We start from the raw sequence: 23208 nt of genomic DNA on the forward strand, positions 1-23208 counted from the left end.
TTAACCAAAGTATAGAAAAGGGGGAGATCAGTATGCAACGGAAGAAAGCTTCAAGGTGGATACAACAATTCGTTTTCGTGGGACCCTCCACCATTTTTTTCGTTCTTATCATGATCGTTCCATTCCTGCTGGGCTTGTATTATTCATTTACCAACTGGAACGGGGTATCGGATCAGGTCAAGTGGGTCGGCTTGGACAATTTTATAACGATTTTCACGAATGATCCTAAATTCAGAGATGCCTTTGGATTTACGACTCGATTTACGGTGCTTGGGGTCATCTTTACGAATTTGCTCGGTTTTTTCTTAGCTTATTTACTGACAAAGCCTTTGAAGACCCGAAATGTGCTCAGAACGATCTTCTTTATGCCGAATGTGATCGGCGGTTTATTACTTGGATTCATATGGCAGTTCATTTTTGTGAAAGGGTTTACAGCAATCGGCAACTTAACCGACATTTCCTTCTTTACGCTGCCTTGGCTGGGTACAAAAGGCACGGCCTTCTGGGCTATCGTCATTGTATTTGTCTGGCAAACTGCTGGTTATTTGATGGTGATCTATATTTCGTCACTTAATAACGTACCTAAAGATATTCTGGAAGCGGCGGAAATTGATGGTGCAAGTCGTGCTCAGGTGCTTCGGACTATCATTCTACCCCTTGTTATGCCAGCTGTCACGGTCTGTATGTTCCTGGCCATCTCTTGGTCATTCAAAATGTTTGACCTGAACCTCTCCCTGACCAAGGGAGGACCATTTGGCTCTACGGAATCGGTTGCAATGAATATTTACAACGAGGCTTTCACGAATAGCCGTCTGGGCCTTGGAACTGCTAAAGCGGTCATCTTCTTTATTGTTGTAGCTGTTATCACAAGTCTGCAGGTTCGGTTCACGAAGAGTAAGGAGGTAGAAGCCTAATGGATACGATCAAAAAATACAAGGCTACTACGCTCATTACAGAAATGATCATGATTGTTATCGCGCTATTGTTTCTGGTTCCATTCTACTTTCTATTTGTAAACTCGGTTAAGACCTTCGGTAATCTGCTTACCGACTCAGCTGGCTTACCCGTAACCTTGGAGTGGAGCAACTACTCCCGTGCCTGGACGATTACGAAGTTTCCATCCGCACTCGTGAATTCGCTCATCGTTACGGTAGCGAGTAATCTATTGCTTGCTCTGTTTAGCGCCATGACCGCCTATCAGATGGTACGGAGGAATACCCGGTTTAACAGACTGCTCTTCGCGATGTTTGTGGCAGCGATGGTCATTCCATTCCAATCGATCATGATACCACTTGTTAAAGTAACGTCAACACTTGGGCTTGGTAACAGCTTGTTCGGCCTTATCGTGTGTTATTTGGGATTTGGAGTACCACTGAGTGTATTTCTGTTTCATGGATTTACGAAATCAATTCCGCTGGAGATTGAAGAGGCAGCAACGGTTGACGGCTCAAGTCCTTATGGGGTATTCTTCCGAGTTGTATTTCCGCTGATGAAGCCGATGTTCGTTACGGTCATCATTCTGAACACATTATGGATTTGGAATGACTATCTACTTCCATCCCTCATTCTGACCTCAGCGGAGCTACGAACGATTCCGATCGCGACATTCGCTTTCTTCGGACAGTATACGAAGCAGTGGGATCTCGCCTTGCCTGCCCTTGTGCTTGGTATTACACCAGTCATTATATTCTTCTTGGCTATGCAGAAATATATCATTGAGGGTATTACGGCAGGGGCAGTTAAAGGATAGGGGATAAATAGTGGTCAATTCCTTCTCCCTCTTTTATCAATATTGTCTCTGATGTTTAGGAGAAGGGTTTTCTATACTGAAGAAGTAAGCGAAATGATCATTCATATTAGATACGGCTATAAACAAAAAAGGGAGGATTCACTGATGAAGAAATACAGTAAATTTGCACTGGTTATGTTGCTTGCCTTTTCTACACTTTTGGCTGGTTGTGGATCGAAGGATGAAGGTAAGGAAACAGCTGGTGATCAGAATGGAACTAAGACATTAAGAATATTCCAGTTCAAGGTTGAAATTGCGGAAGCGATGAGTCGAATGAAGGCTGATTATGAGAAGGAACACCCAGGTGTTAAGCTGGATATTCAGACTGTGGGTGGTGGTTCCGACTACGGCGCTGCATTGAAGGCACAATTTGCTTCTGGTGAGGAGCCGGATATTTTTAATGTCGGTGGTTACAGAGATCTAGATACATGGCTTGAGAAGCTTGAGGATCTATCTGATCAACCATGGGTTGGAGATGTCGTAGATGTAGCTAAGGAACCTATGACAAAAGACGGGAAGTTGTACGGTCAGCCCATGGCTATTGAAGGATACGGATTCATTTATAACAAGGATTTATTCGCTAAAGCGGGAATTACAGAGCTTCCAAAAACCATAACAGAACTGGAAGCAGCAGCTCAAAAGCTGCAAGAAGCAGGTATCACACCATTTGTAAATGGTTATCAGGAAACTTGGATTTTGGCTAACCACTTGCTAAATATCGGCTTTTCACATCAGCCGGACCCGAATGCGTTTGTCAAAGGTCTGAATGAAGGTACTGAGAAAATAGTAGGCAATCCTGTATTCGATGAGTGGATTAAATTGTTTGAACTTACTACGAAATATGGTCAGAAGAATCCACTGACAACCGATTACAACACTGAAATTACAACGTTTGCTAGCGGAGAAGCAGCGATGACTCAGAACGGGAACTGGACGCAAGTACAGATCGATGGTATCAACCCTGATCTGAACATTGGATTACTACCAATGCCGATTAACGACAATGCGGAGCAAAATGATAAACTTCCGGTAGGTGTACCGAATAACTGGGTGGTGAACAAGAATTCCAAGATGAAGGAGGAAGCTAAAGAATTCTTGAACTGGCTAGTCACCTCGGAGACGGGTAAGAAATATATCACAGAAGACTTTAAGTTTATTCCTGCCTTTAAATCCATTAAAGCCAATACCGAGCTGTTGGGTGATCTGGGAACCGATGTGATGAACTATAGCCAAGAGGGTAAGGCGCTAAGCTGGGAGTTCAATAAATTCCCTGACGGGGGTATGAATGAGTTTGGCAGTCAAATGCAGGGGTATGTAGCAGGTAATGTTGATAAAACGCAATTGTTCGAGGCCTTGGAACAATCATGGGCAAGTCTGAAAGCGAAGTAAGAACCATCACTACTTGGATAGAAGCATAAAGAAGAGGTGTCTTAGCTTACCGTTAAACGGAAGCGGACACCTCTTCTTGTTATTATAATGGGAGGTTGAACGGATATAGATGAATCCTGTTAATTATTTCGTATCAGAAGATAAACAATGAGGCCTACAACCGGGAAGAATAGCAGCCCTAATACGATGAGTAAAGCATACTCAGAACTTCTTCCCCTGGCTTGTGCATCACGATAGCCCCAGACGCAGATTGCAATGTGAAGTCCAAAGAGCAGTAACGGAATTAATAACCCGAAAATTCCTATAATACCAACAGCGGTACCCATATCCTAAATCCCTCCCCGTACAAAATGTTATAATAGATATTTACGAAGAGAAAACCAAAAAGTGTCATAAATATAAGGAATTATCCAAACAAGGCGATTGTTTATTTTAATTGGATATTGTTTTGAAATTAGTCCGCTTTCGTATAAAATAATAATAATATCTGTAAAGCAGGAAAAAGACAGGAGACAACGATGAATCAACCGCTGTATGGCGTATGGCTAGGAGACGCATTTTTTTGTTTTTCCGGTGAAGTATCGGAACCCAGAGTAGACGCATGGAGCAGAATCATAAGGAAGTTGCAGCTGGAAGACGGAAGTCGTCCTTTTGCACATGCTGCACTTCGATTGGCAGAAATGAGATATCCTGTCCAATCGGCAGTGGTCAAGAATGTGAGGCGCAACGAGCGCAAAACCCTCGGAGGTCGAACGATGGAAGGTTTAGCTCTCAGTCCAGGGGATGCGTTCAATATGCTGTTGTCGCTAGATGCTGATCTGTATCAGAGTCAGGGTCTAGTATTGGGAGAAGAAATGGAATACTGGGTAACAGCAGCTAAATTTGCGCTCGAACTACAGCTTCGAGGGAGAATTTCGCCGGGAACGGCTGAGGTTCCTACGGCTGGACGCCGACGTAGTGCATCCATGCATGTAATCAAGGCCGTATGGAAGCCGCAGCTAATCGGTGAAGATGCTGAACGCTTTCTTCAGTTAGCTGGGAATATACCACCCATATGCATCGGAGTTCCCGCTGCACTTGCTGGAAGTGAACCCGCTACACGGGAAGAGGCAGGAGCTATTGTACTTTACTCTTTCCTCTGCTCTGTCATGGATGCTGAAGCGAGAGAAGCCGTTAGGGCAATTGAAGGAAAGCTCTCTTCGTACTTGCGAGATTACCGCCGTGGGCGTTCGCCGCTCACAGAGTTGTGGTGGAATAGTCTGCTTACGGTAAGCCGTGAGATTGCGGTACAGGGAGCTGCGGAAGAAGTTCATGAATTGGTTCAAGAAGTTGAGGTTGCTGGGCATACGGCCCTTCCTTATACGGAGGGCGAAGATTTGCCGCCGGAGAATGGGAGTATTCGATTAGGCCTTCGTCTGGAGCCTCCGCTTACAGACGGGCAAAAGGACTGGCGTTTATCTTTTTGGGCTGGAAGCCGTGAAGATGAAGGGATGTTACTGCCCGCTCGCAGTATATGGAGCAGCCGAGAGAAGGATATGTTAGTTCGAGGACGTATTTATGCATCGGTCCAAGAACAGCTGTTGAACGCTATTGGAGAAGCCGCTGAACATGCAGCAGAGCTGTCTGAGGGATTGTCTGGCCCTGCACCGGAAGGCGTGATACTGCCGCTTGAGAAGCTTTCTTCCTTCATGAGGGAATCTGTTCCGAGACTCACACGTGCCAATGTTACGGTTCAGATGCCATCCAAGTGGAGCCGGGAGGGGCGTCGCCGCGTAGGGCTATCATTAAAAATGATGCAGGAATCCTCTTCAAGGGTTGGTGTAGACCATCAGCTGCCCGTTCTCGGCATGGAGCATCTTGTGTCTTTTGAGGTATCCGCAGCTGTAGGTGGGCAGCAGCTCACGAAGGAAGAATTAACGGCGTTGGCAGAAGCCAATATGCCTTATATAGAGTTTCGAGGCGAATGGATTGAAGTGGACCTGAAAGAGATTAATCAGGTTCTAAAGTTTATGAGGAAGCATGAGAAGGGTGAAATGGAACTGTCAGAGTGGATGCATCTGACGGCAGAAATGGACGGAGAGCGCATGTGGAAGGGGCTCTTTATCGAGGAAGTGGAAACGACAGGCTTGCTGTCAGCACTGCTCGATGGAGAAGGAGAGCGCCGTTTGCCTACTCGTTCGATTCCTTCATCGCTTCACGGTCAGTTAAGACCATATCAGGAGCGAGGTTATCAGTGGCTTAGTGTGATGCGTGATTTAGGTTTTGGCGTGTGTCTTGCTGACGATATGGGTCTTGGTAAGACGATTCAGGTTATTACTTGTCTGCTAGACCGGAGAAGGGAAGAACAGCAACTAGAGAAGGATGAGAATGAGGATAAACCGCGGGAGCAGCTCTCTGAACGTGAAACGGCTCTTATGCGCAGCGGCGGTCCTGTATTGATTGTCTGTCCTACTTCACTGCTCGGAAACTGGCAACGTGAAATTCAGAGATTCGCACCAGATCTGTCACTATACATTCATCACGGAGTAGGGCGTTTGCGAGGTGAATCGTTCCAGCTAGAAGCGCTTCAATATCATATTATACTCACCACCTATCATTTGGCTGGGCGTGATGGCGGGGATCTATCGGCAATAAGTTGGTCTAGTGTGGTTCTTGATGAAGCTCAGTATATTAAAAATTATCGTACGAAACAGGCGCAAAGTGTGATGAAGCTGTCCGCACCACATCGAATCGCTATGACTGGTACGCCAGTTGAGAATCGACTAGCAGAGTTATGGTCGATCTTCCATTTCCTTAATCCGGGTTACTTAGGTTCGTTCAATGCCTTCCGGCAACGCTATGCGTTAGGGGAAGGGCAGGAGGAGAGATTGCAGGAGCTGCACAGACTGGTATCGCCATTTATGCTGCGCAGACTTAAAAGTGATCCAGATATCCGTAAGGATCTGCCTGAGAAGCTGGAGATGAAGTCTTACTGCCCACTTACAGAGGTGCAAGGGGCTATGTATCAAGCGGTAGTCGACGAAATGATGGGACAGCTTGAGAATCGCTCGGGAATGGCGCGCAAAGGTTTGGTGCTGTCCTCACTGACGAAGCTCAAGCAGATTTGTGACCATCCGCAGCTGCTGCGGGGAGAGGACAACCGTTCAACCAAAATGGAATCCTCGGGTAAAATGCAACGACTACTTGAAATTCTCGATAGTATTGCGGATGTGGAAGAGTCTGCACTAATCTTCACACAGTATGTGGGGATGGGGGAGATGCTCGTGAAGTTCTTAGCGAAGCGATATGGCAAGGAACCCGCATTTCTTCACGGTGGAGTGCCCAAGAAAGAACGTGATGAGATGGTCCGTGCTTTTCAAGAAGGGGAAGGTACAAGCTTCTTCGTGCTTTCACTGAAAGCAGGAGGAGTCGGCCTGAATTTAACACGTGCCAACCATGTGCTGCACTATGACCGCTGGTGGAATCCGGCGGTAGAGAATCAAGCGACTGACCGAGTGTTCCGAATTGGACAGAACAAAAATGTACAAGTGCATAAGTTGATCAGCCAAGGAACACTTGAGGAGCGGATTGACGAGTTGATCGAGCAGAAGAAAGCACTGTCCGAGCAAGTGGTGGGGTCCGGTGAGACGTGGCTGACTGAAATGTCAGATGGTGAACTGCGCCAATTGATCGAACTCCAAGGACAGGATTGGATGTGACAAGCGAAGCTGCTCTCTATATAAGTTTCATGCGAGATAAAGTTTGCAGGAAGGAAGGGTGGATGCTGCGATGGTGACGCCGGAGGAACAGGAGAAGTTAAAGCTGGAGTTTAGACCCGGATTGCTAAGCGGAACGATAGTGGGTGATCCGTCTGCTGAAGTCAGTATTCCTTGCAAAATGCTGACTTCGGAAGCCAAGGAAGGCTTGCTTCGCCGCCTTACCAGCGACCCGCAGGCGCTCTATGGCCTGCTGCAAGGTCGTCCAGCCCCATGGCTGGACGAATATGTCCCTTCATCCTTACTGGATGAAGGATCGGCCGCGCGCTGCACCTGCGGGCGCGCAGCCTGCGAGCATGTCGCAGCCGCGCTGGAAGCCAGCATTCTGCGGCTTGCGGCGGAGCCGCTCCAGCGGCTGGCGCTGCTGAGCCTGCCGCGGGAAGAGCTGCTGGCCCGCGTCTTTGACGCTTGGGCCAAGGCAGCCCCGCCAGCGACAAGCGGCTCCGCCGGGGAAGCGGCCGCCCGGCCGAAAGAGAAGGCCGCACCCGGCCCTTCTCTGGGCGAATGGCTGGCCGAGGCAACGGCCGAGGGCCGGCTCCATCGCCCTGGGCCGCTCATGCAAGAGGTGGAGCTTAGGCTAGCGCCGCCGCCTCCACCGGATCAGCTTGGGCCGGCTGGGGACTGGGCCGGCCTGCTACCTCAAGTGCGCGGCGCATCTAAGGCGCTCGGGCTGGTTGTTCGCCAGACAGCGAACACTGCAGAGCGCCGCCGCCGCGCGCTGAAGAAGCCTTGAATGCTAATCGATATGAAGCAGATAGAAAACGAGTGAATAGCCGAAAAAACGATGTGTCTGACGCATCATAGGGCTTTTTGCCAAAAAGCTGTCATTTTCTGTCGTTATTCGATTTGTCCCTCCAAAAAGGAATAAGGTACAATGGACATCTAAGAGATACAGGACGAAAGGGAGACGGATAATGAGCAGATTTAGAGGGAAAAGAGCACGGCAGACAAGCCTGATGATATCTTCTCTAATGCTTGCAGGAGCACTTTTGGCCGGCTGCCAATCCGAAGGATCAGGAGCGGCTGAAGGACAGGAGTTGCAGGCACAGGCTGGAGGACAACAGGGCGGTACACTACCTGGGGCATCGGATAACGGTGGACAAGCTGACCCTGTAATGGCAAAGCGCAGTGAGAATTCCCTTCAAGCTACAGCTCGTGAAGAGGATGGTAAGCAGATCGTGACGAATGCGGAGTCGGTTACAGTGATCGTCAACAAGCAGCGAAGCTTGCCTAACGGGTATGAGCCGACAGACTTGGTGGAACCGAATGTACCATTCTCATTTAATGAGCCACATGAGAAGCGGAATATGCGGAAGGAAGCAGCCGAAGCGCTGGAGAAACTGTTCGCTGCTGCGGATTCAGAAGGCATTGAGCTAAGAGCCGTATCCGGTTACCGGTCCTTTGCAAGGCAGAAATCGGTTTATGACAATCACGTGGCTACTAAAGGTGAAGCTGAAGCCTCCCGTATTAGTGCGGTTCCAGGCACGAGTGAGCATCAGACCGGCCTTACGATTGATGTCTCTAGTCCGAGCGCAGGTAATGCATTAGATCAGTCCTTTGGTCAGACAACAGAGGGCGTATGGCTTGCAAATAACGCTCCGAAGTATGGTTTTATCATTCGTTATCCAGAGGGACAGGAAGGCATTACGGGATATGTCTATGAACCATGGCATATTCGCTACGTTGGTGAAGACCTCGCTCCGGATATTGCCGATAGTGGCCTAACGCTTGAGGAATACTTCGATGAAGAGAATATTAAATTGTAAGTATAAGGCATATACAACATAAAACCCGAAGCCAGAAAGGCTCCGGGTTTTGTTCTGTGTGCAGTGCTGTCTTGCAATAGGCATTCGTTATTTATTCAGTGGTGAATCTTCATAGCCTGGATCATCATAACCGGTGTCTTCCATTTTGGAGATAATATTCATGCTATCAATTAATTTCTTGGTCTTCTCGTCTCCATATTGGTAGAGATAGGTGTACAACTCGATGGTGCGATCATCGAATTCTTCGGCTGCATCATCATGATCAGCAGATTTAAAGGGAACAAAAGTACGCTTAAACGCGTATTTATCACTTTGGCTCACTTCATCCATTAGATCTCGCAGTTTGGTGAGCTGCTCATCATTCATACGTACGACAAATTCATTGGAATCATTGGGGACGTCCTGAATCAAGTTATGGGCTACGGAAACATAATAGATTTTCTGGTCGTTCATCATTAGAATCCCTCCGTGTCCCGGATTGCCCAAAAGGCTCCCGGTGTTAATTTTTATATAAGAAAGTATACGCATTCATGTATACTTGGCTTATATTTTAATAGAATCGATCTCTATTCTTCCTTTTCGAAGAAGCAGATTGATTTCAGAGTAGCATTTAAACTATGTTTACACGGTCATGGTAGGCATGAAACAAGAGCCTATTCTGGTAACGGCTTCCTTTTTCCATCAAGCTAGTAAATTTGGTATGATAGAGTCACCTTATTGGTTAAATAGAAGTGGGAAGTTTAGGCATGGAGTTAACTACATCAACATAGTGTTGTGACAATGAGATTATATAACCCGGAAATATTGGCATAGAGAAATGAGGAGGAGACACGTATGAATATTTTGCAGAAGTTGAAAAACGGAGCCAACAAAGCAACGGAAAAAGCTCAGAATGTTGTAGAGATCAATAAATTGAACAGCCAAATTTCAGATATTGAGCAGAGGAAAAGCTCCTACTATTTAGAAATGGGTAAGGTGTTTTACGAAGGATATCGTTCTAAAGATATGTCTATAGCCGAGAAGGAAATGGTGGACCTTGCTAAATCATGTGATAGTCTGCAGGAGCAGATTGATGAATTACGTAACCGGATAGCCATATTGAAAAACGAACGGATTTGTCAGTGCGGCCGTACGGTTGCACTCGATGCGATCTTCTGCCCTTACTGTGGTAACAAGCTTGCCGATCTGACGGTTAGACCTGAAGCACGGACGGAGCCGAAGGAGCCTAAAGCAGAGCGTGACATCTTCTTCTCCGAGGAAAGTGTAACTTCAGAAGTAGACGATGCTCCATATGTTTACCGTCCAGATCTTGAGAAGCATGAAGCTGAAGTCGATATAGATATGGATAAGGATATGGATACGGATATGGAAGAACAACCGTATTATGAGGTGGAGGACGAGGAAGCTCGCCGTTACGAGGTGGAAGAGCGAGAGCGGGAGCGCAGGCATCTGGAAGAACTAGAGCGTGAACGAGAGCGCCAATTGGAGCTTGATCGACGTATTCGTTTCTGGCAGGAGAACAATCAGACTCAGGATAACCTGCCTAAAGATGGAGAGGTTCGAGAGACAGTAAAATGTCAAATCTGCAGTGCAGATTTGCCGAAGGGCTCCAAATGGTGTCCAAGGTGTGGGGCAGAACAGATCTAAATAGCTTCACAGTTAAAGCCATAGTGCGCGAGGATTGTGGAACAAGCGAACGATGGTTCGTTCAGGCAGCTTTGGGAGGACAGGAGAATGGAACAGTTATTGAATCATTTGCGCAACTTGGGATTTACGGAAATTGAGTCAAAAATAATGATCGATCTTGCCGAGCATGGCCCAGCTGGGGGATATGAGGTTGCGAAGCGCTTGGGAGCATCTCGTTCCAATGTGTATGCAGCTATGCAGCGGTTGGAGCGTCAGGGCGCGCTGCAACGTGGTGAAGGGGAACCGGTACGCTACAGTACGCTGAAGCCGGAAGAATTAACGCGGATGATCTCTGGTAGAGTCGAAGCATCTCTTGCCTATGTGGAGAAAAGCTTACCTCGACCAGAGGGCCATGCTGCCCCTTTTCATAGCGTAGAAGGCGACAAGGAAGTACTTGAGCTGGTTGCTCGAAAGCTGGCTCAGGCTGAGAATGAAATTGTCGTTGATGTGTGGCGTGAAGAGGCAACATTGCTGCGTGACGAGCTGAAAGCGGCAGAGAATCGCGGGGTTCGGGTGCTCTGGGCTTGTGATGGTCCAGATAATGGTCTATCCCGAACACTAGCTTGGAGTGGTTGGAAGGGAATTGAAGAGCGGAAGCATGGCGGACGCAAATTTTCTTTTGTCATTGATCGAGAATGGTGCATGCTCGGTATGCGCGGAGGAGAAATGGAGACACAGGCTGTAGTTACTGCACATCCTGTTATGGCAGAGCTGCTCTTGCACCATTTTTCACAGGAGATGGTTCTATTCGAGTTAGAGCAAGATATGGGGCGTGAACTTGAAGACACCTACGGTCCCCATTACGGTCGTATTCAGAGTAAATACATCGCTTCTGACACGGAAAACGTAGATGAAGTAACGAGAGATGAATCAGAATAAGAAACAGTTGCTTGCAATTATGCTTTTTTCGAGGAAAAGGTTAACTTTATCATTTCTTCAAGCAAGTAATTTGAATACACTGGATATACTATCTAGGGATGCGCCGGGAGTCGATCCCGGCTTTTGCCGTTATTTGAAGAGATAATTCTAATATACATAATCTGGCCATAGCGATCACTTCTGATTGCAGGACAGACCGGCCTATCAAGCTGAGGGAAAGGGGAGACTTGAAAATGGAATGTATCGTTCGTTTTACGGTGGTGTATAAAGAGGGGCCCAAGAAGCTGAGGGGGCTGATCTTCGTAGATGAAGGCAAACTGCCAGATAAGAATCAAGTGCTTGAGATGTTTCATGATATGGAATATAAAGTGGTCCCGGATGAGAATGAAGAGCTTTTGTACAGACCAGCAGATCCCAAAGCTGCTTACCAATATATTCGGGTGAACGAACTGGATATCGGTCAAGATAAATACACGGAGGACCGAAATTTGAAATCGATTGTAGGTAATCTGCTCCCGAAGCGACCCGGCTTATAATTGATGATCTTTTAGCTGTGCTATAAATATCCTCTTGCTATAATAGTTGTAATGGAAGGGGATAGCGATGTTTATTGTTGTGGGAATTCTAATGTTATTGATCTATGGGTTGCTTGTCTATTATATAGGTCAGACGCTCTGGAAGTGGATGAGCCCTAAGTCATCCACGCTCTTCAAAGTCCTATATATTGTTGTGTTGACGGTTGTAGCAACGTCCTTTATTTCGGGTCGTTTTCTTGGTAATTTAACCGTGTTAAATATCATTGGCTCCTACTGGATGGCCGTATTCTATGTACTGATCATACTTCTCCCGATCCTGCATGTCGGCTTATGGGTGATACGCTTGACTGCCTTTCGCGGACGCAATATGGAGAAAATTGCAGGGTATGTAGCTATAATCGTGATGGTTCTAGTGATCGGGTACGGTTCATTTAACGCCTACAGTCCGACAGTCCGGTCGTATGATATCCAAATCGCAAAGAAGGCTGGATCATTAGACGAGCTGAATATCGTGATGGCTTCCGATATGCATTTTGGATTGCTTTCGGGAAAAGCTCATGCAGAGCGAATGGTACAAGAGATCAATGCCCTGAAACCAGATATGGTTTTGTTTCCTGGTGATATTATCGATGATGACCTTGATGCCTACTTGCATCAAGGAATCGATCAGATTCTGGCGGGTGTTACAGCGCCGTATGGTGTATACGGTTCCCTAGGGAATCATGATCGTTTCGAAGGGGAGATCACAGAACTGATTGATGTTCTTGAGCGTAGTGGAATGACTATTCTTTATGATGAAACATTAGCTATAGATGATCTCACTTTGGTAGGAAGACGGGATAAACAGGACAAGAACAGAGCAGAGTTATCCTCCATCATGCAAGACACAGATCTGCAGAAACCGGTTATTCTTCTCGATCATCAGCCTAATGCGCTAGGAGAAGCTGAGCAGCAGGGAGTGGACCTTGTGGTTTCTGGACACACGCATCGTGGACAAGTATTCCCCGCACATTTGATTACTCAAGCGATGTTTGAAAACGATTGGGGTTATTTGCAAAAAGGTCAGCTGCATTCGATCGTTTCGTCAGGCTATGGATTCTGGGGACCTCCGATTCGTCTTGGCTCTCGTTCCGAAATCGTACAGATTAAAGTGAAATTCGGACCGTAATCAAGGAAGTCCTATTTCGTCCTATTTTAATTCAGGAAACATAAACTTCCTGAAATTTTCACTTTATTTTTTTATTCATAATAAGGTATACTTCATTCATTCACGAAATGTAAATTTCATAGTGTACGTTTCTCGTATATGTGCAGGAATTGGCCAGCATGTTTCTACCCAATCACCGGAATGATTGGACTACGGGATGACAATAAGCAGATTTGTTCGGGTCATAGACAATGATGAGGACATAATCTTGGTTCGTTGTTCAAGCCCATTTGTTCCATATACCGGTTCGGTAGAGGGACAGGTGGGTTTTTTGAAATGTCAGAAAGTGTCATTTCTATTTTACATTATGGTGATTAAAGCAAACTTACAGAACACAGAGGAGGGGCATCATGCAATTGCTGCAGAACAAAGTCCGGGAGGAAGGAATCGTACTGAGTGGACAGGTCTTGAAAGTAGACTCATTCCTGAACCACCAGATGGATCCGGTGCTAATGAAAGAAGTGGGTCGTGAATTTGCGCGCCTGTTTCAAGAGGAGAAAATTACTAGGGTGTTGACGATTGAATCGTCAGGTATTGCTCCTGGTATTATGACGGCACTTGAGTTGGAGGTCCCTATGATCTTTGCTCGGAAGCAGAAATCGCTAACCCTTCGTGAAGATATTTATGTGGAAAAGGTATACTCTTTTACGAAGCAGGAGAGTAACGATATAACCGTATCGAAGAAATTCATTCATCCAGGTGACCGCGTACTTATTATCGATGACTTCCTTGCTAATGGTGAGGCTGCATTTGGACTGGCTCGGATTGTCGAGCAGGCTGGTGCAGAAGTAGCGGGTATCGGTATCGTGATTGAAAAAGCATTCCAACCAGGCGGACGGTTGCTGGCAGAAGCGGGCTACCGTGTTGAATCGCTAGTACGTATCGCTGCATTGGACAACGGCGAAGTTACGTTCGCGTAATGTATAAATCCATTATTCAGGAGGCTTTCAAATTCCATGGAAGAACAGAAGTTGTCCAAGCCAGAACCCATTTTTGATAAGCGTCGTCACCCTGTAAAAACATTATCGCTAGGTATTCAGCATGTTCTAGCAATGTATGCAGGCGCTATTATCGTACCGATGATTGTTGGTAAAGCTCTTAGTTTGACCACTGAGCAGTTAACTTATCTGATTGCCATCGACCTGCTCGCTTGTGGGCTTGCAACATTGCTTCAGGTGTTTGGTAACAAGTATTTCGGTATTGGACTTCCAGTTATGCTAGGTTGTGCATTTCAAGCTGTGGGACCGATGATTATTATTGGTTTGGAACATGGGATGTCTGTTATTTACGGTTCCATCATCGCTTCGGGTTTATTCGTGGTTCTGTTCTCAGGATTATTCGGTAAACTGATAGCTGTATTCCCGCCGGTTGTGACCGGCTCAGTAGTCACGATTATCGGACTGACCCTCATTCCGGTCGCACTGACGGATCTTGGTGGCGGACAAGGTAGCGAAGATTTTGGTAGTCCACTTAATTTATCATTGGGATTTGGAGTTCTACTCTTTATCATACTTATGAATCGCTTCTCCAAAGGATTTCTGAGATCCATTTCGGTATTGGTTGGTCTCATTCTTGGAACGTTGGCAGCGGCAATATTTGGTGGACTGGATATGACTCCACTTCATGATGCAGGCTGGTTCCGTGCTCCACAACCATTTTACTTTGGAACACCGGAATTTAAGCTGGTTCCCATTCTGACCATGATTTTGGTGGCGATTGTTAGTGTCGCCGAATCTACAGGTGTATTTATGGCTCTTGGTAAAATTGTTGATAAAGATATTTCCTCGAAGGATCTATCTCGCGGTTATCGCGCGGAAGGGCTTGCTATCGTAATCGGTGGTATTTTCAACTCTTTCCCATACACAACTTACTCGCAGAACGTAGGCCTGATTCAGATGAGCCGTGTAAAGACGCGTGATGTTATTGTCGTAGCGGGTAGCTTCCTGATCCTGATCGGATTCCTACCTAAAGTTGCGGCATTGACGCAGCTTGTGCCAGCTTCGGTATTAGGCGGGGCTATGGTTGCTCTGTTCGGAATGGTTGTTTCCTCAGGTATTCGTATGCTGGGGGATCAAGTCGATTTGAACCGTCATGAGAACCTGTTCATCATCGCCTGTTCCGTAGGTATGGGTCTTGGTGTGACAACGGTGCCGGATCTGTTCGCGAAGCTTCCGGATTGGATTCGTATTCTTGCGGATAACGGCATTGTTGCCGGTAGTTTGACAGCGATTGTTCTTAACCTGATGTTCAATGGATTAAAACCTAATAAAGCTGGTTCTCGCCATACGGATGAGACAGCAGAAGGGCATGCCGCATAAGCGGATGCCCTTTTTTTGTGACTACATCTTTGCAATTTGCTTCTCGGCAAAATGACCGATCCAAGGGAGTTTGAACCATCTGCCCTGAATAGCGTGGAACATAAGCAGTAGCCATAGAAGCACACTGATTAAGCCGAGAAGAGCGGATGCTAGCAGACCGATGATGGGTACAGCCCCTGATAACACATGGGCCAAGGCTAGAATGCCGAAGGTCAGCAAAGATTGAAGCGCGTGGAACATCACGTACCGGCTTCTTTTTTCCAGTGCAAGAAAGAGGATTCCACCGACCATCGGGAAGAGATAACACAGGGTTGCAGCAAGGTTCTCAGGGATTCCTGTGGACGATTTAAAGGGAGACATAACAACCAACTCCTTGTCTTAAGGCAAGCTACTATACCATATGAGCGTCTTGGACAAAGTATGATGGATAAGAGCAATAAAGATGGTGTATATCGTTATGATTTTTTTAAAAGAAGCGAAAAAAGCAGATCCAAGGCACCTGTTAAGATGCTCGAATCTGCTGGATGGTCATTTGAGATTTTCTTTCAGAACTACACAGCATTTGAAGATGATTACTCAGGATGGGGATCGCTTGTGTACTTGGGTGTAAGTTTCTGCTGTTTACCATGCCCGGTCTCTTTGACGATCAGCCTTTCGTCAGTACGGCCATCATGGTGATTCTCGAATTCCAATTCGGTTAGGCGCCACTCTGTTGCACCAAGGATAGGGTCAGCAGGAAAAGACTCTCCTCGTTTAAGACGTTCCTCACGTCCCCATTCATTCGTGTAAACACCGTCAACTTCAACTTCCTCCCTTGAAATAGGAGGCATTTCATTAAATTTATCAGACATAGCGGTACTCCTCTCAGGCTGTGTATTATGATCCTATGTTTAACGTATCCAGAACGTAAGGGGAATATCCTGCTGTCTTGTTTATGCTTTTATAGCTTTCAAAATAAACTGCTCTAACAGCATCCGTGGGTTTTTCCAACGGCTTACATGGCTATCTTGGGTGAAGACAATAACGGTATCCAGTGCCGGAAACAAGTAGATCTGTTGACCGCCATGACCATGCGCGAGAGCGAAACACTGTCCATCCATTTTTCCAGTCCACCACTGAAATCCATAATCACCGAAAGCAGGGTAACCATTAATCTGGGGAGCCAGCGCTTCTTTGAGCCATTCCTTAGGGATCACTTGCTTCTCATTCCATCTGCCTTCATGCAGACAACATTGACCGAACTTCGCCATATCCCGTGAGGTAAGATACAAGCCGATATGTCCCATGCTGTGTCCCTCGGGGCTTGGAGTCCAAGCGTAATGATTGATATCTAGTGGCAAGAATAGTTGTTCTTTTGCATAAGTTAGGGCATCCATTCCTGTGGCTTCGCTTAGTGCGACAGACAGAAGGTGGGAATCCGTGCTTCTATATTGAAAAGTCCCCATTTCTGCTTCCATAATCGGAAGTGCTAGAGCATAGGAAGCCCATTTTCGATTTCGGTGAAAACGATGAATCAGCGGCTCTCCGAGCTTTTTTCCAGTCTGCCATGCGAATCCGGAAGTCATTGTAAGCAGATGACGGAACGTTATACGTTCAAGCAGAGGATGAGTGCGGCGCGTTGCATAATTCTTGAGTAGTGGGAGAACAGGAGTATCAATAGACGGCAATTTGCCTTGATGGACAGCCATACCAAAAAGGGTGGAGATAAAGCTTTTAGTGGCAGATCGAAGATCATTAAGCGTACCCGCATGATGATTGCCGTAATATTTTTCTTGAATGAGTTTACCGCCTCGGGAGATCAGGAAACTGAACATTTTGGGATAGCTGCGAGTAATGGTCTGATGTGCTTTTTCAAGAAGCTCTGAATTACAGCCTTGCTCATTCGGCTCTGCGGTAGGAAAGGCAGGGACGATGGCAGCAGGTGTTGTGAGCACGGGTATAGGTTGTTCCATATGCTGTGTCTCCTTTTTGTTTAGCATAGACGGGCATACATACATAGGTATCTTAACCAAAATAACGATCACATTCGGCTGTTACAAATTTATTTTGCCCAAAAAAACATTTTTTGGGAAAGATGAAACAAACGATGGAATATGATACAATAGATTAATGATTCAAATACATGCCTTTGTGGTATGTAAGTGTCAGATGCATTGGTAAGTTGCTGAATATCAACCTATCACCGCTAGAACTGCAGTCAGCATAATTTAACAGGGTAGATCTTTTTCGGCATTCTCTTAAACGGAGTTATCATTTTCCACGTTTTGGGAGGGATCATCATGGCAACGAAAGGTCACAATGAAGTTAAAGAAAGTCTGCGGGAAATGACACGTATTTTCCGGCCAAAGGATCCGAAAAAATTTGTAAAGGAGTATGTCCGGAAGTATCATATTATGGGAGGATATGAAGAAGAGCTTACTCTTGTTGTAGAGAATGAGCTGGGAAGACTTAATTCTTCCGTATCTTAAGACAACTTCAACCCGCATAAGAGAAACCATTTGCATGCTTTTCATAACTTGAATTCTTCATAAGATTAACTACTTTAAACCGTTTTTGGGGCAATCGCCTTGATAAACGGTTTTTTTGCGTCTACTCACACATATATTGTTAGCGATCCCCTTTGCTAATGCGAGAACGGGAATATGCAGCAGAAGGAGTGTGAGGGAATTGAAGATCCGGGTTAAGAGCAAGCAGGAAATTGAATATATGCGGAAAGCAGGTCGTATTCTGGCTGATTGTCATCGAGAAATATCAAGATGGATCAAGCCAGGTGTTACAACGCTGGATATTGATGCAAAGGTTGAAACGTATTTGAAGGAAGCAGGTGCCTCTCCGGAACAAAAGGGCTACAAAGGATTTCCGTTTGCTACTTGTGCTTCCGTTAATGAAGTTGTGTGTCATGGATTTCCGAATGATAATCCATTACAACATGGGGATGTCGTTACCATCGATATTGTAGTGAATAAGGATGGATGGCTTGCCGATTCCGGTTGGACCTATGCGGTATCAGAGGTGAAACCGGATGTTGCACGTTTGATGGAGGAAGCCAAGACCGCTCTATATAAAGGGATAAGTATGGCTAAGATAGGAAACACCTTGGGGGATATAGGATATGTAATGGAACAGCATGCTTTAGCTGGAGGTTACGGTCTTGTTAAGCCATTGGTTGGACACGGCATAGGTCAACATATTCACGAACCGCCTGATGTACCTAGTTACGGTGTTCGAGGAAGAGGGCGAAGGCTAATGGAGGGAATGGTCATCACTATAGAGCCTGTGCTTACGCTTGGTCCATCCGGAGCGGTCTTCTGGGAGGATGACGGATGGACTATTTCATCAGCAGATGGTAGTGTAGGGGTTCAGTTCGAGCATACAATTGCGATCACCCGGGAAGGCCCTTATATCCTAACAGAATAAAGAGAGAGGGCACGTCCCTCTCTTCATTATTATATGAATAAAAGTTTCAAAACAGCCATTCAGTCCATATATATACATAATGTTATGCTTGCTGGAAATTGTCGATGTCAAGATTAGAGGAGGGGGGCAAGTTATGAAAGAAAACTATGAAAACGGTTGCAAAATCAGATACAGCGCGACTTTGACAACTTTTCGAACAATTTGTGAACTCCCTGTGAATGATTGACAAAAGATGACCTTAAACTTATATTTAATAGGTGATTGCATTAATTGACAGGATTATTTCATCCGTGATACTGCAGGTAGATTACCGCTGTTTGCGCCGGATGGTAATCTACGAAAATCGGAAAAGTGGGGTAGATCAATGATGAAACGGTGGCAAACTGTAAAACGTCTCCTTCCTTTGTTGGCCGTGTTTTCTTTGCTCTTGTCCGGCTGCGGCCGTGAGGACTTGTCGGTATTGAGACCACAAGGTCCGGTAGCTGAGGGGCAATTGGATTTAATCAAGCTTTCGATTTCGATTATGGTGGTTGTAGTCATTGTAGTATTCGCCATAGCGACGTACGTGCTGATTAAATTCCGCAGAAAACCAGGACAACAAGAGGTTCCGGAGCAAGTAGAGGGAAGCTTCAAGTTAGAGATCATTTGGACAGCGATTCCACTTGTCCTAGTTCTCATACTTGCGGTTCCTACGATTCAAAAGGTTTTTGCTTATGGTGAGAATGATTGGAACGACAAAGATGCATTACAGGTTAAAGTTACATCTCATCAATTTTGGTGGGAGTTTGAGTATCCACAATACGATAACTTGAAGACAGCTCAAGAGCTGCTCATCCCTGTGGATAAGAAGATTGCTTTGCAATTGAAGACAGCTGATGTGCTTCACTCCTTCTGGGTTCCTTCCCTTGCGGGTAAAATGGACACCAACACGGAAGGTAGCGTCAATAACATGACGATTAGCACACCAAATGCGGGTACATATATCGGGAAGTGTGCCGAGTTGTGCGGAACATCTCACGGCTTCATGGAATTCCGCGTGAAAGCGGTTGACCAGGATTCATTTGACAAGTGGATTGAAGCTAACAGAGCGCCAGCCATACTCCCAGAGGACACACAGCTTGCTGAGAAGTTCAAGACTAACTGTCTCTCTTGCCACGCTGTGGGAGATCAAGGCGGATTCTCCGGTCCTAATCTAACAGGTATAGGATCGCGTGAAACTGTAGCGAGTATCTTGCTGAATGATACGAACGGTGCAAAAGGCTCGAAGCCGGTAAAAGACAATCTTGTGGAATGGCTGTCCGATCCAGAGGCTGTTAAACCAGGCAACCTGATGCCTGCTCCTAAAGATCTCGGATTCAGTGATGAAGAGATTGAGCAGATTGCCGATTACTTGGCCAATTATAAATTGGAGTATTAATACAGCAAGAACTTTTAAAGGGGGTACCAATCTTGGCTCATGCTCATGCTCATAGCCATAGCGTCAAGCGCTACTCAGGGTTGATGGACTGGCTAACGACCGTTGACCACAAAAAAATCGGGGTATTATACCTGCTCGCGGGTGGTTTGTTCTTCGGTATCGGTGGTATTGAAGCGATTCTAATCCGGATGCAGCTGATCAAACCGATGAACGATTTCGTATCCGCGCAAGTGTTCAACGAATTGATTACGATGCACGGAACGACAATGATCTTCCTAGGCGTTATGCCGATTATCTTCGCACTAATGAATGCAGTTCTTCCGTTACAGATCGGTGCACGTGACGTCGCGTTTCCGTTTCTTAACTCGCTCGGATTTTGGACGTTTTTATTCGGCGGAGTCTTACTGAACCTAAGCTGGATTATGGGTGGAGCCCCAGATGCGGGTTGGACGTCATACACGCCATTATCGAGTAGTGATTACAGTACAACTCACGGTGTTGACTTCTATACCATAGGCTTGCAGATTGCAGGTCTGGGTACATTGATTGGTGGTATTAACTTTCTGGTAACGATCATTACGATGCGTGCTCCAGGAATGTCATTCATGAGAATGCCAATGTTCACATGGGCTTCATTTATTACTTCTGCAATGATCTTGTTCGCTTTCCCAGCGGTTACGGTTGGTTTGGTTCTCCTGAGCTTCGACCGAATTATTGGGGCTAATTTCTTTGATGTAGCAGCGGGGGGAAGTCCCGTACTTTGGCAGCATATATTCTGGATCTTTGGTCACCCTGAAGTATATATCCTGATCTTGCCTGCTTTCGGTATCATTTCTGAAGTTATTCCAACGTTCTCTCGTAAACGGTTGTTTGGATATAGCTCCATGGTGTTTGCAACGATCTTGATTGCCTTCTTGGGCTTCATGGTTTGGGCTCACCACATGTTTACAACAGGACTTGGTCCGGTTGCCAATGCGCTATTCTCCATTGCAACAATGTTGATTGCGGTACCAACAGGTATCAAGATTTTTAACTGGCTATTCACCATGTGGGGCGGACAAATTCGTTTCACCAGTGCAAACTTGTTTGCAATCGGCTTTATCCCGACATTTGTAATGGGCGGTGTAACCGGAATCATGCTAGCTTCAGCACCAGCTGACTTCCAGTTCCACGATACGTATTTTGTTGTAGCTCACTTCCACTATGTAATTGTAGGTGGTCTGGTATTTGGACTATTCTCCGGATTGCATTACTGGTGGCCTAAAATGTTCGGTACTTTGCTTAATGAAACGATTGGTAAATGGACGTTCTGGACCTTTGCTATCGGTTTCCATATGACGTTCTTTGTACAGCATTTCCTTGGTTTGCTTGGAATGCAGCGTCGTATTGTCACCTACCTTCCGAACCAGGATCTCGATTTGATGAACTTCATCAGTACAATCGGTGCTTTCCTGATGGGAGTCGGTGTTCTGTTATTCTTGTATAACATTGCTATTACATCACGTAAGCCGAAAGATGCTCCGGCTGATCCTTGGGAAGATGGTCGTACTTTGGAATGGAGTATTCCTTCTCCACCACCAGAGTATAACTTTAAACAGATTCCTCTTGTACGTGGTCTGGATGCTTTCTGGAAAGAGAAGATGGCAGGTAACAAAGAGATGACTCCGGCTGAGCCGCTTGGTCCGATCCACATGCCTTCGCCAACAATCTTGCCATTTGTTATGGGTCTTGGTCTTTTCATTGCAGGACTCGGATTTATGTTCAGTGACGAAAAGTTCACGAACTCATTCATGAGTTTTATCTTCAATAATTATCTTGTTCTGATTATCGGTCTTGTGATAACGTTCGGCGCAATGCTTGTACGTTCTCTGTTTGATGATCCAGGCTATCACATTGATCCTGAAGAACTGGAAGAGGAGGGGAAAGCATGACATCCGCACACGCAGAACATGTAAACGGAGAACTTCCTCACGAGCCTGAAAAAGCGACCTTGGAAGGCCGTAATAAAGTGCTCGGCTTCTGGCTCTTCCTTGGTGGAGAAGCTGTTCTCTTTGGTACATTGTTCGCAACGTTCCTAGCATTACGGAACCAGACGAATGAAGGGCCAACAGCTAATGAATTGTTCTCACTTCCGCTTACTGGGGTGGCGACATTCATCCTACTATTAAGTAGTTTGACCAGTGTATTCGCTATCCAAGCGATGCACCGTCACAATGTGAAGTCTCTAAAGATTTGGCTTGCTGTTACCGTCGCTCTCGGTCTTGCATTCTTAGGTATTGAGATTTATGAGTTCTATGAGTATGTAGTTCATAAGAATTTCGGAATGACAACAAGTGCGTTTTCATCAGCGTTCTTTACGCTGGTTGGCTTCCACGGTGCTCACGTAGCATTCGGGGTAGTATGGATTGGATTATTGATCGGTCAGCTGTTTACTAAAGGCCTTACGGTTGTTACAGCACCGAAGATTTATGTGTCTGCTATCTACTGGCACTTTATCGACGTAGTATGGGTGTTCATTTTCTCAGTAGTATACCTACTTGGAAAGGTGGGCTAAACAATGACTGCAGATCAACAGCAATCAGAACTTCATGGGGTTAAGCATCGTCATCGTCATGAAGGACCACAGAAACATGTTATCGTATTTATCTTCTCTATTGTGTTGACAGCGATCGCCTTTGCGATGGTTGCTGCCGGTGGGATAAACCCAGTCTTTACGGTAATACTCCTTTTGGTGATGGCCGTACTGCAGGTGTTTGTACAGATGGGGTATTGGATGCACTTGAAAGATAAAGGTCATCTCATGCCGATCCTGTTTATGGTTGGCGGATTCTTCGTCGCTAGTACAGCTATTGTCATGGCATTGTATTGGGTTTGGTGGTAAAATAAGAAGAGGTGGGCTTTGCGCCACCTCTTTTTTTCGAAATATTAAATTGGCATGAGACTCAGAATCAGTGGGCTGATGCTTCCCTTAGAAACGGTTACCGTCTGCGATTTGGACGGACAAACCGTTTCTCTCTGTTAGAAGGCCCTTGTCACAATTTAGACAGAA

The 23208-nt window shown here is 45.9% G+C and carries 23 protein-coding genes and 1 riboswitch; of the genes, 18 read left to right on the forward strand and 5 right to left on the reverse strand.

The features are described 5' to 3' along the window. Positions 1-32: 32 nt before the first annotated feature. From ACK8P5_RS03605 to ACK8P5_RS03615, 3 genes are all read left to right on the forward strand, one after another. Positions 33-914, forward strand: coding sequence for a carbohydrate ABC transporter permease (locus ACK8P5_RS03605; RefSeq protein ID WP_422659625.1), 882 nt, complete (start codon positions 33-35; stop codon positions 912-914). Continuing rightward, on the forward strand, positions 914-1750 hold the full coding sequence (locus ACK8P5_RS03610; RefSeq protein ID WP_422659626.1) for a carbohydrate ABC transporter permease: 837 nt from the start codon (positions 914-916) through the stop codon (positions 1748-1750). The genes ACK8P5_RS03605 and ACK8P5_RS03610 overlap by 1 nt, the downstream gene beginning before the upstream one ends. 144 nt (positions 1751-1894) lie before the next feature. Next, positions 1895-3178: an extracellular solute-binding protein gene (locus tag ACK8P5_RS03615; RefSeq protein ID WP_422659627.1), complete on the forward strand. Its 1284-nt coding sequence runs from the start codon at positions 1895-1897 to the stop codon at positions 3176-3178. 119 nt (positions 3179-3297) lie between these two features. Here ACK8P5_RS03615 and ACK8P5_RS03620 read toward each other — a convergent pair whose 3' ends face one another. Further along, entirely contained in the window at positions 3298-3504 is a 207-nt protein-coding gene (locus ACK8P5_RS03620) for a PLDc N-terminal domain-containing protein (RefSeq protein ID WP_422659628.1), read from the reverse strand. Positions 3505-3696: 192 nt separating this feature from the next. Here ACK8P5_RS03620 and ACK8P5_RS03625 point away from each other — a divergent pair, with 192 nt between their 5' ends. From ACK8P5_RS03625 to ACK8P5_RS03635, 3 genes are all read left to right on the forward strand, one after another. Further along, the gene (locus ACK8P5_RS03625; RefSeq protein ID WP_422659629.1) at positions 3697-6876 is read left to right on the forward strand and encodes a DEAD/DEAH box helicase; all 3180 of its coding nucleotides are present in this window, start codon (positions 3697-3699) and stop codon (positions 6874-6876) included. Between the two features lie 70 nt (positions 6877-6946). Then, entirely contained in the window at positions 6947-7666 is a 720-nt protein-coding gene (locus tag ACK8P5_RS03630) for a hypothetical protein (protein ID WP_422659630.1), read from the forward strand. 181 nt (positions 7667-7847) lie between these two features. Beyond that, positions 7848-8699 carry a M15 family metallopeptidase gene (locus tag ACK8P5_RS03635; RefSeq protein ID WP_422659631.1) on the forward strand — a complete coding sequence of 284 codons (852 nt, stop codon included), beginning with the start codon at positions 7848-7850 and terminating at the stop codon, positions 8697-8699. A gap of 87 nt (positions 8700-8786) precedes the next feature. On the opposite strand, the gene ACK8P5_RS03640 is transcribed toward ACK8P5_RS03635, so the two are convergent. Then, positions 8787-9152 carry a hypothetical protein gene (locus ACK8P5_RS03640; protein ID WP_422659632.1) on the reverse strand — a complete coding sequence of 122 codons (366 nt, stop codon included), beginning with the start codon at positions 9150-9152 and terminating at the stop codon, positions 8787-8789. A gap of 381 nt (positions 9153-9533) precedes the next feature. Between ACK8P5_RS03640 and ACK8P5_RS03645 the strand changes: the two genes are divergently transcribed. The 6 genes from ACK8P5_RS03645 (at position 9534) to ACK8P5_RS03670 (ending at position 15325) form a co-directional block, all read left to right on the forward strand. Further along, entirely contained in the window at positions 9534-10346 is an 813-nt protein-coding gene (locus ACK8P5_RS03645) for a zinc ribbon domain-containing protein (RefSeq protein WP_422659633.1), read from the forward strand. A gap of 87 nt (positions 10347-10433) precedes the next feature. Further along, positions 10434-11264, forward strand: coding sequence for a TrmB family transcriptional regulator (locus ACK8P5_RS03650; RefSeq protein ID WP_422659634.1), 831 nt, complete (start codon positions 10434-10436; stop codon positions 11262-11264). A 233-nt stretch (positions 11265-11497) separates the two neighbouring features. Then, positions 11498-11800: a hypothetical protein gene (locus ACK8P5_RS03655; protein ID WP_422659635.1), complete on the forward strand. Its 303-nt coding sequence runs from the start codon at positions 11498-11500 to the stop codon at positions 11798-11800. Positions 11801-11867: 67 nt separating this feature from the next. After that, on the forward strand, positions 11868-12968 hold the full coding sequence (locus ACK8P5_RS03660; RefSeq protein ID WP_422659636.1) for a metallophosphoesterase: 1101 nt from the start codon (positions 11868-11870) through the stop codon (positions 12966-12968). Positions 12969-13080: 112 nt separating this feature from the next. After that, positions 13081-13180, forward strand: a riboswitch (purine riboswitch). A gap of 177 nt (positions 13181-13357) precedes the next feature. Continuing rightward, positions 13358-13927 carry a xanthine phosphoribosyltransferase gene (locus ACK8P5_RS03665; protein WP_379248496.1) on the forward strand — a complete coding sequence of 190 codons (570 nt, stop codon included), beginning with the start codon at positions 13358-13360 and terminating at the stop codon, positions 13925-13927. Positions 13928-13963: 36 nt separating this feature from the next. After that, positions 13964-15325, forward strand: a complete 1362-nt coding sequence (locus ACK8P5_RS03670; RefSeq protein WP_422659637.1) for a nucleobase:cation symporter-2 family protein — start codon at positions 13964-13966, stop codon at positions 15323-15325. Between the two features lie 21 nt (positions 15326-15346). Here the strand turns inward: ACK8P5_RS03670 and ACK8P5_RS03675 are convergent, their stop codons facing one another. The 3 genes from ACK8P5_RS03675 to ACK8P5_RS03685 form a co-directional block, all read right to left on the reverse strand. Further along, a complete protein-coding gene (locus ACK8P5_RS03675; protein WP_422659638.1) occupies positions 15347-15685 on the reverse strand; it encodes a DUF4870 domain-containing protein in 339 nt (112 codons plus the stop codon). A gap of 212 nt (positions 15686-15897) precedes the next feature. Continuing rightward, a complete protein-coding gene (locus tag ACK8P5_RS03680) occupies positions 15898-16176 on the reverse strand; it encodes a transposase (protein ID WP_422659639.1) in 279 nt (92 codons plus the stop codon). 81 nt (positions 16177-16257) lie between these two features. After that, positions 16258-17277 carry a serine hydrolase domain-containing protein gene (locus tag ACK8P5_RS03685; protein ID WP_422659640.1) on the reverse strand — a complete coding sequence of 340 codons (1020 nt, stop codon included), beginning with the start codon at positions 17275-17277 and terminating at the stop codon, positions 16258-16260. Positions 17278-17604: 327 nt separating this feature from the next. Between ACK8P5_RS03685 and ACK8P5_RS03690 the strand changes: the two genes are divergently transcribed. The 6 genes from ACK8P5_RS03690 to ACK8P5_RS03715 all read left to right on the forward strand — a co-directional run bounded on the left by ACK8P5_RS03690 (position 17605) and on the right by ACK8P5_RS03715 (position 23040). Next, entirely contained in the window at positions 17605-17793 is a 189-nt protein-coding gene (locus ACK8P5_RS03690) for a hypothetical protein (protein WP_379248501.1), read from the forward strand. A gap of 199 nt (positions 17794-17992) precedes the next feature. Continuing rightward, complete coding sequence (gene map / locus ACK8P5_RS03695) at positions 17993-18742, forward strand: type I methionyl aminopeptidase (protein WP_422659641.1); 750 nt, start codon at positions 17993-17995, stop codon at positions 18740-18742. Between the two features lie 364 nt (positions 18743-19106). After that, a complete protein-coding gene (coxB, locus tag ACK8P5_RS03700; protein ID WP_422659642.1) occupies positions 19107-20159 on the forward strand; it encodes a cytochrome c oxidase subunit II in 1053 nt (350 codons plus the stop codon). 83 nt (positions 20160-20242) lie between these two features. Continuing rightward, positions 20243-22090: a cytochrome c oxidase subunit I gene (gene ctaD / locus ACK8P5_RS03705; RefSeq protein WP_422661363.1), complete on the forward strand. Its 1848-nt coding sequence runs from the start codon at positions 20243-20245 to the stop codon at positions 22088-22090. Beyond that, positions 22087-22713 (forward strand): cytochrome (ubi)quinol oxidase subunit III, encoded by a 627-nt coding sequence (locus tag ACK8P5_RS03710; RefSeq protein ID WP_422659643.1) that lies wholly within the window; start codon positions 22087-22089, stop codon positions 22711-22713. Before ctaD ends, ACK8P5_RS03710 begins: the two co-directional genes overlap by 4 nt. A 3-nt stretch (positions 22714-22716) precedes the next feature. After that, entirely contained in the window at positions 22717-23040 is a 324-nt protein-coding gene (locus ACK8P5_RS03715; protein ID WP_422659644.1) for a cytochrome C oxidase subunit IV family protein, read from the forward strand. Positions 23041-23208 lie beyond the last annotated feature (168 nt).

It is taken from the genome of Paenibacillus sp. EC2-1 (assembly GCF_049311625.1).
Classification (GTDB): Bacteria; Bacillota; Bacilli; order Paenibacillales; family Paenibacillaceae; genus Paenibacillus_AQ.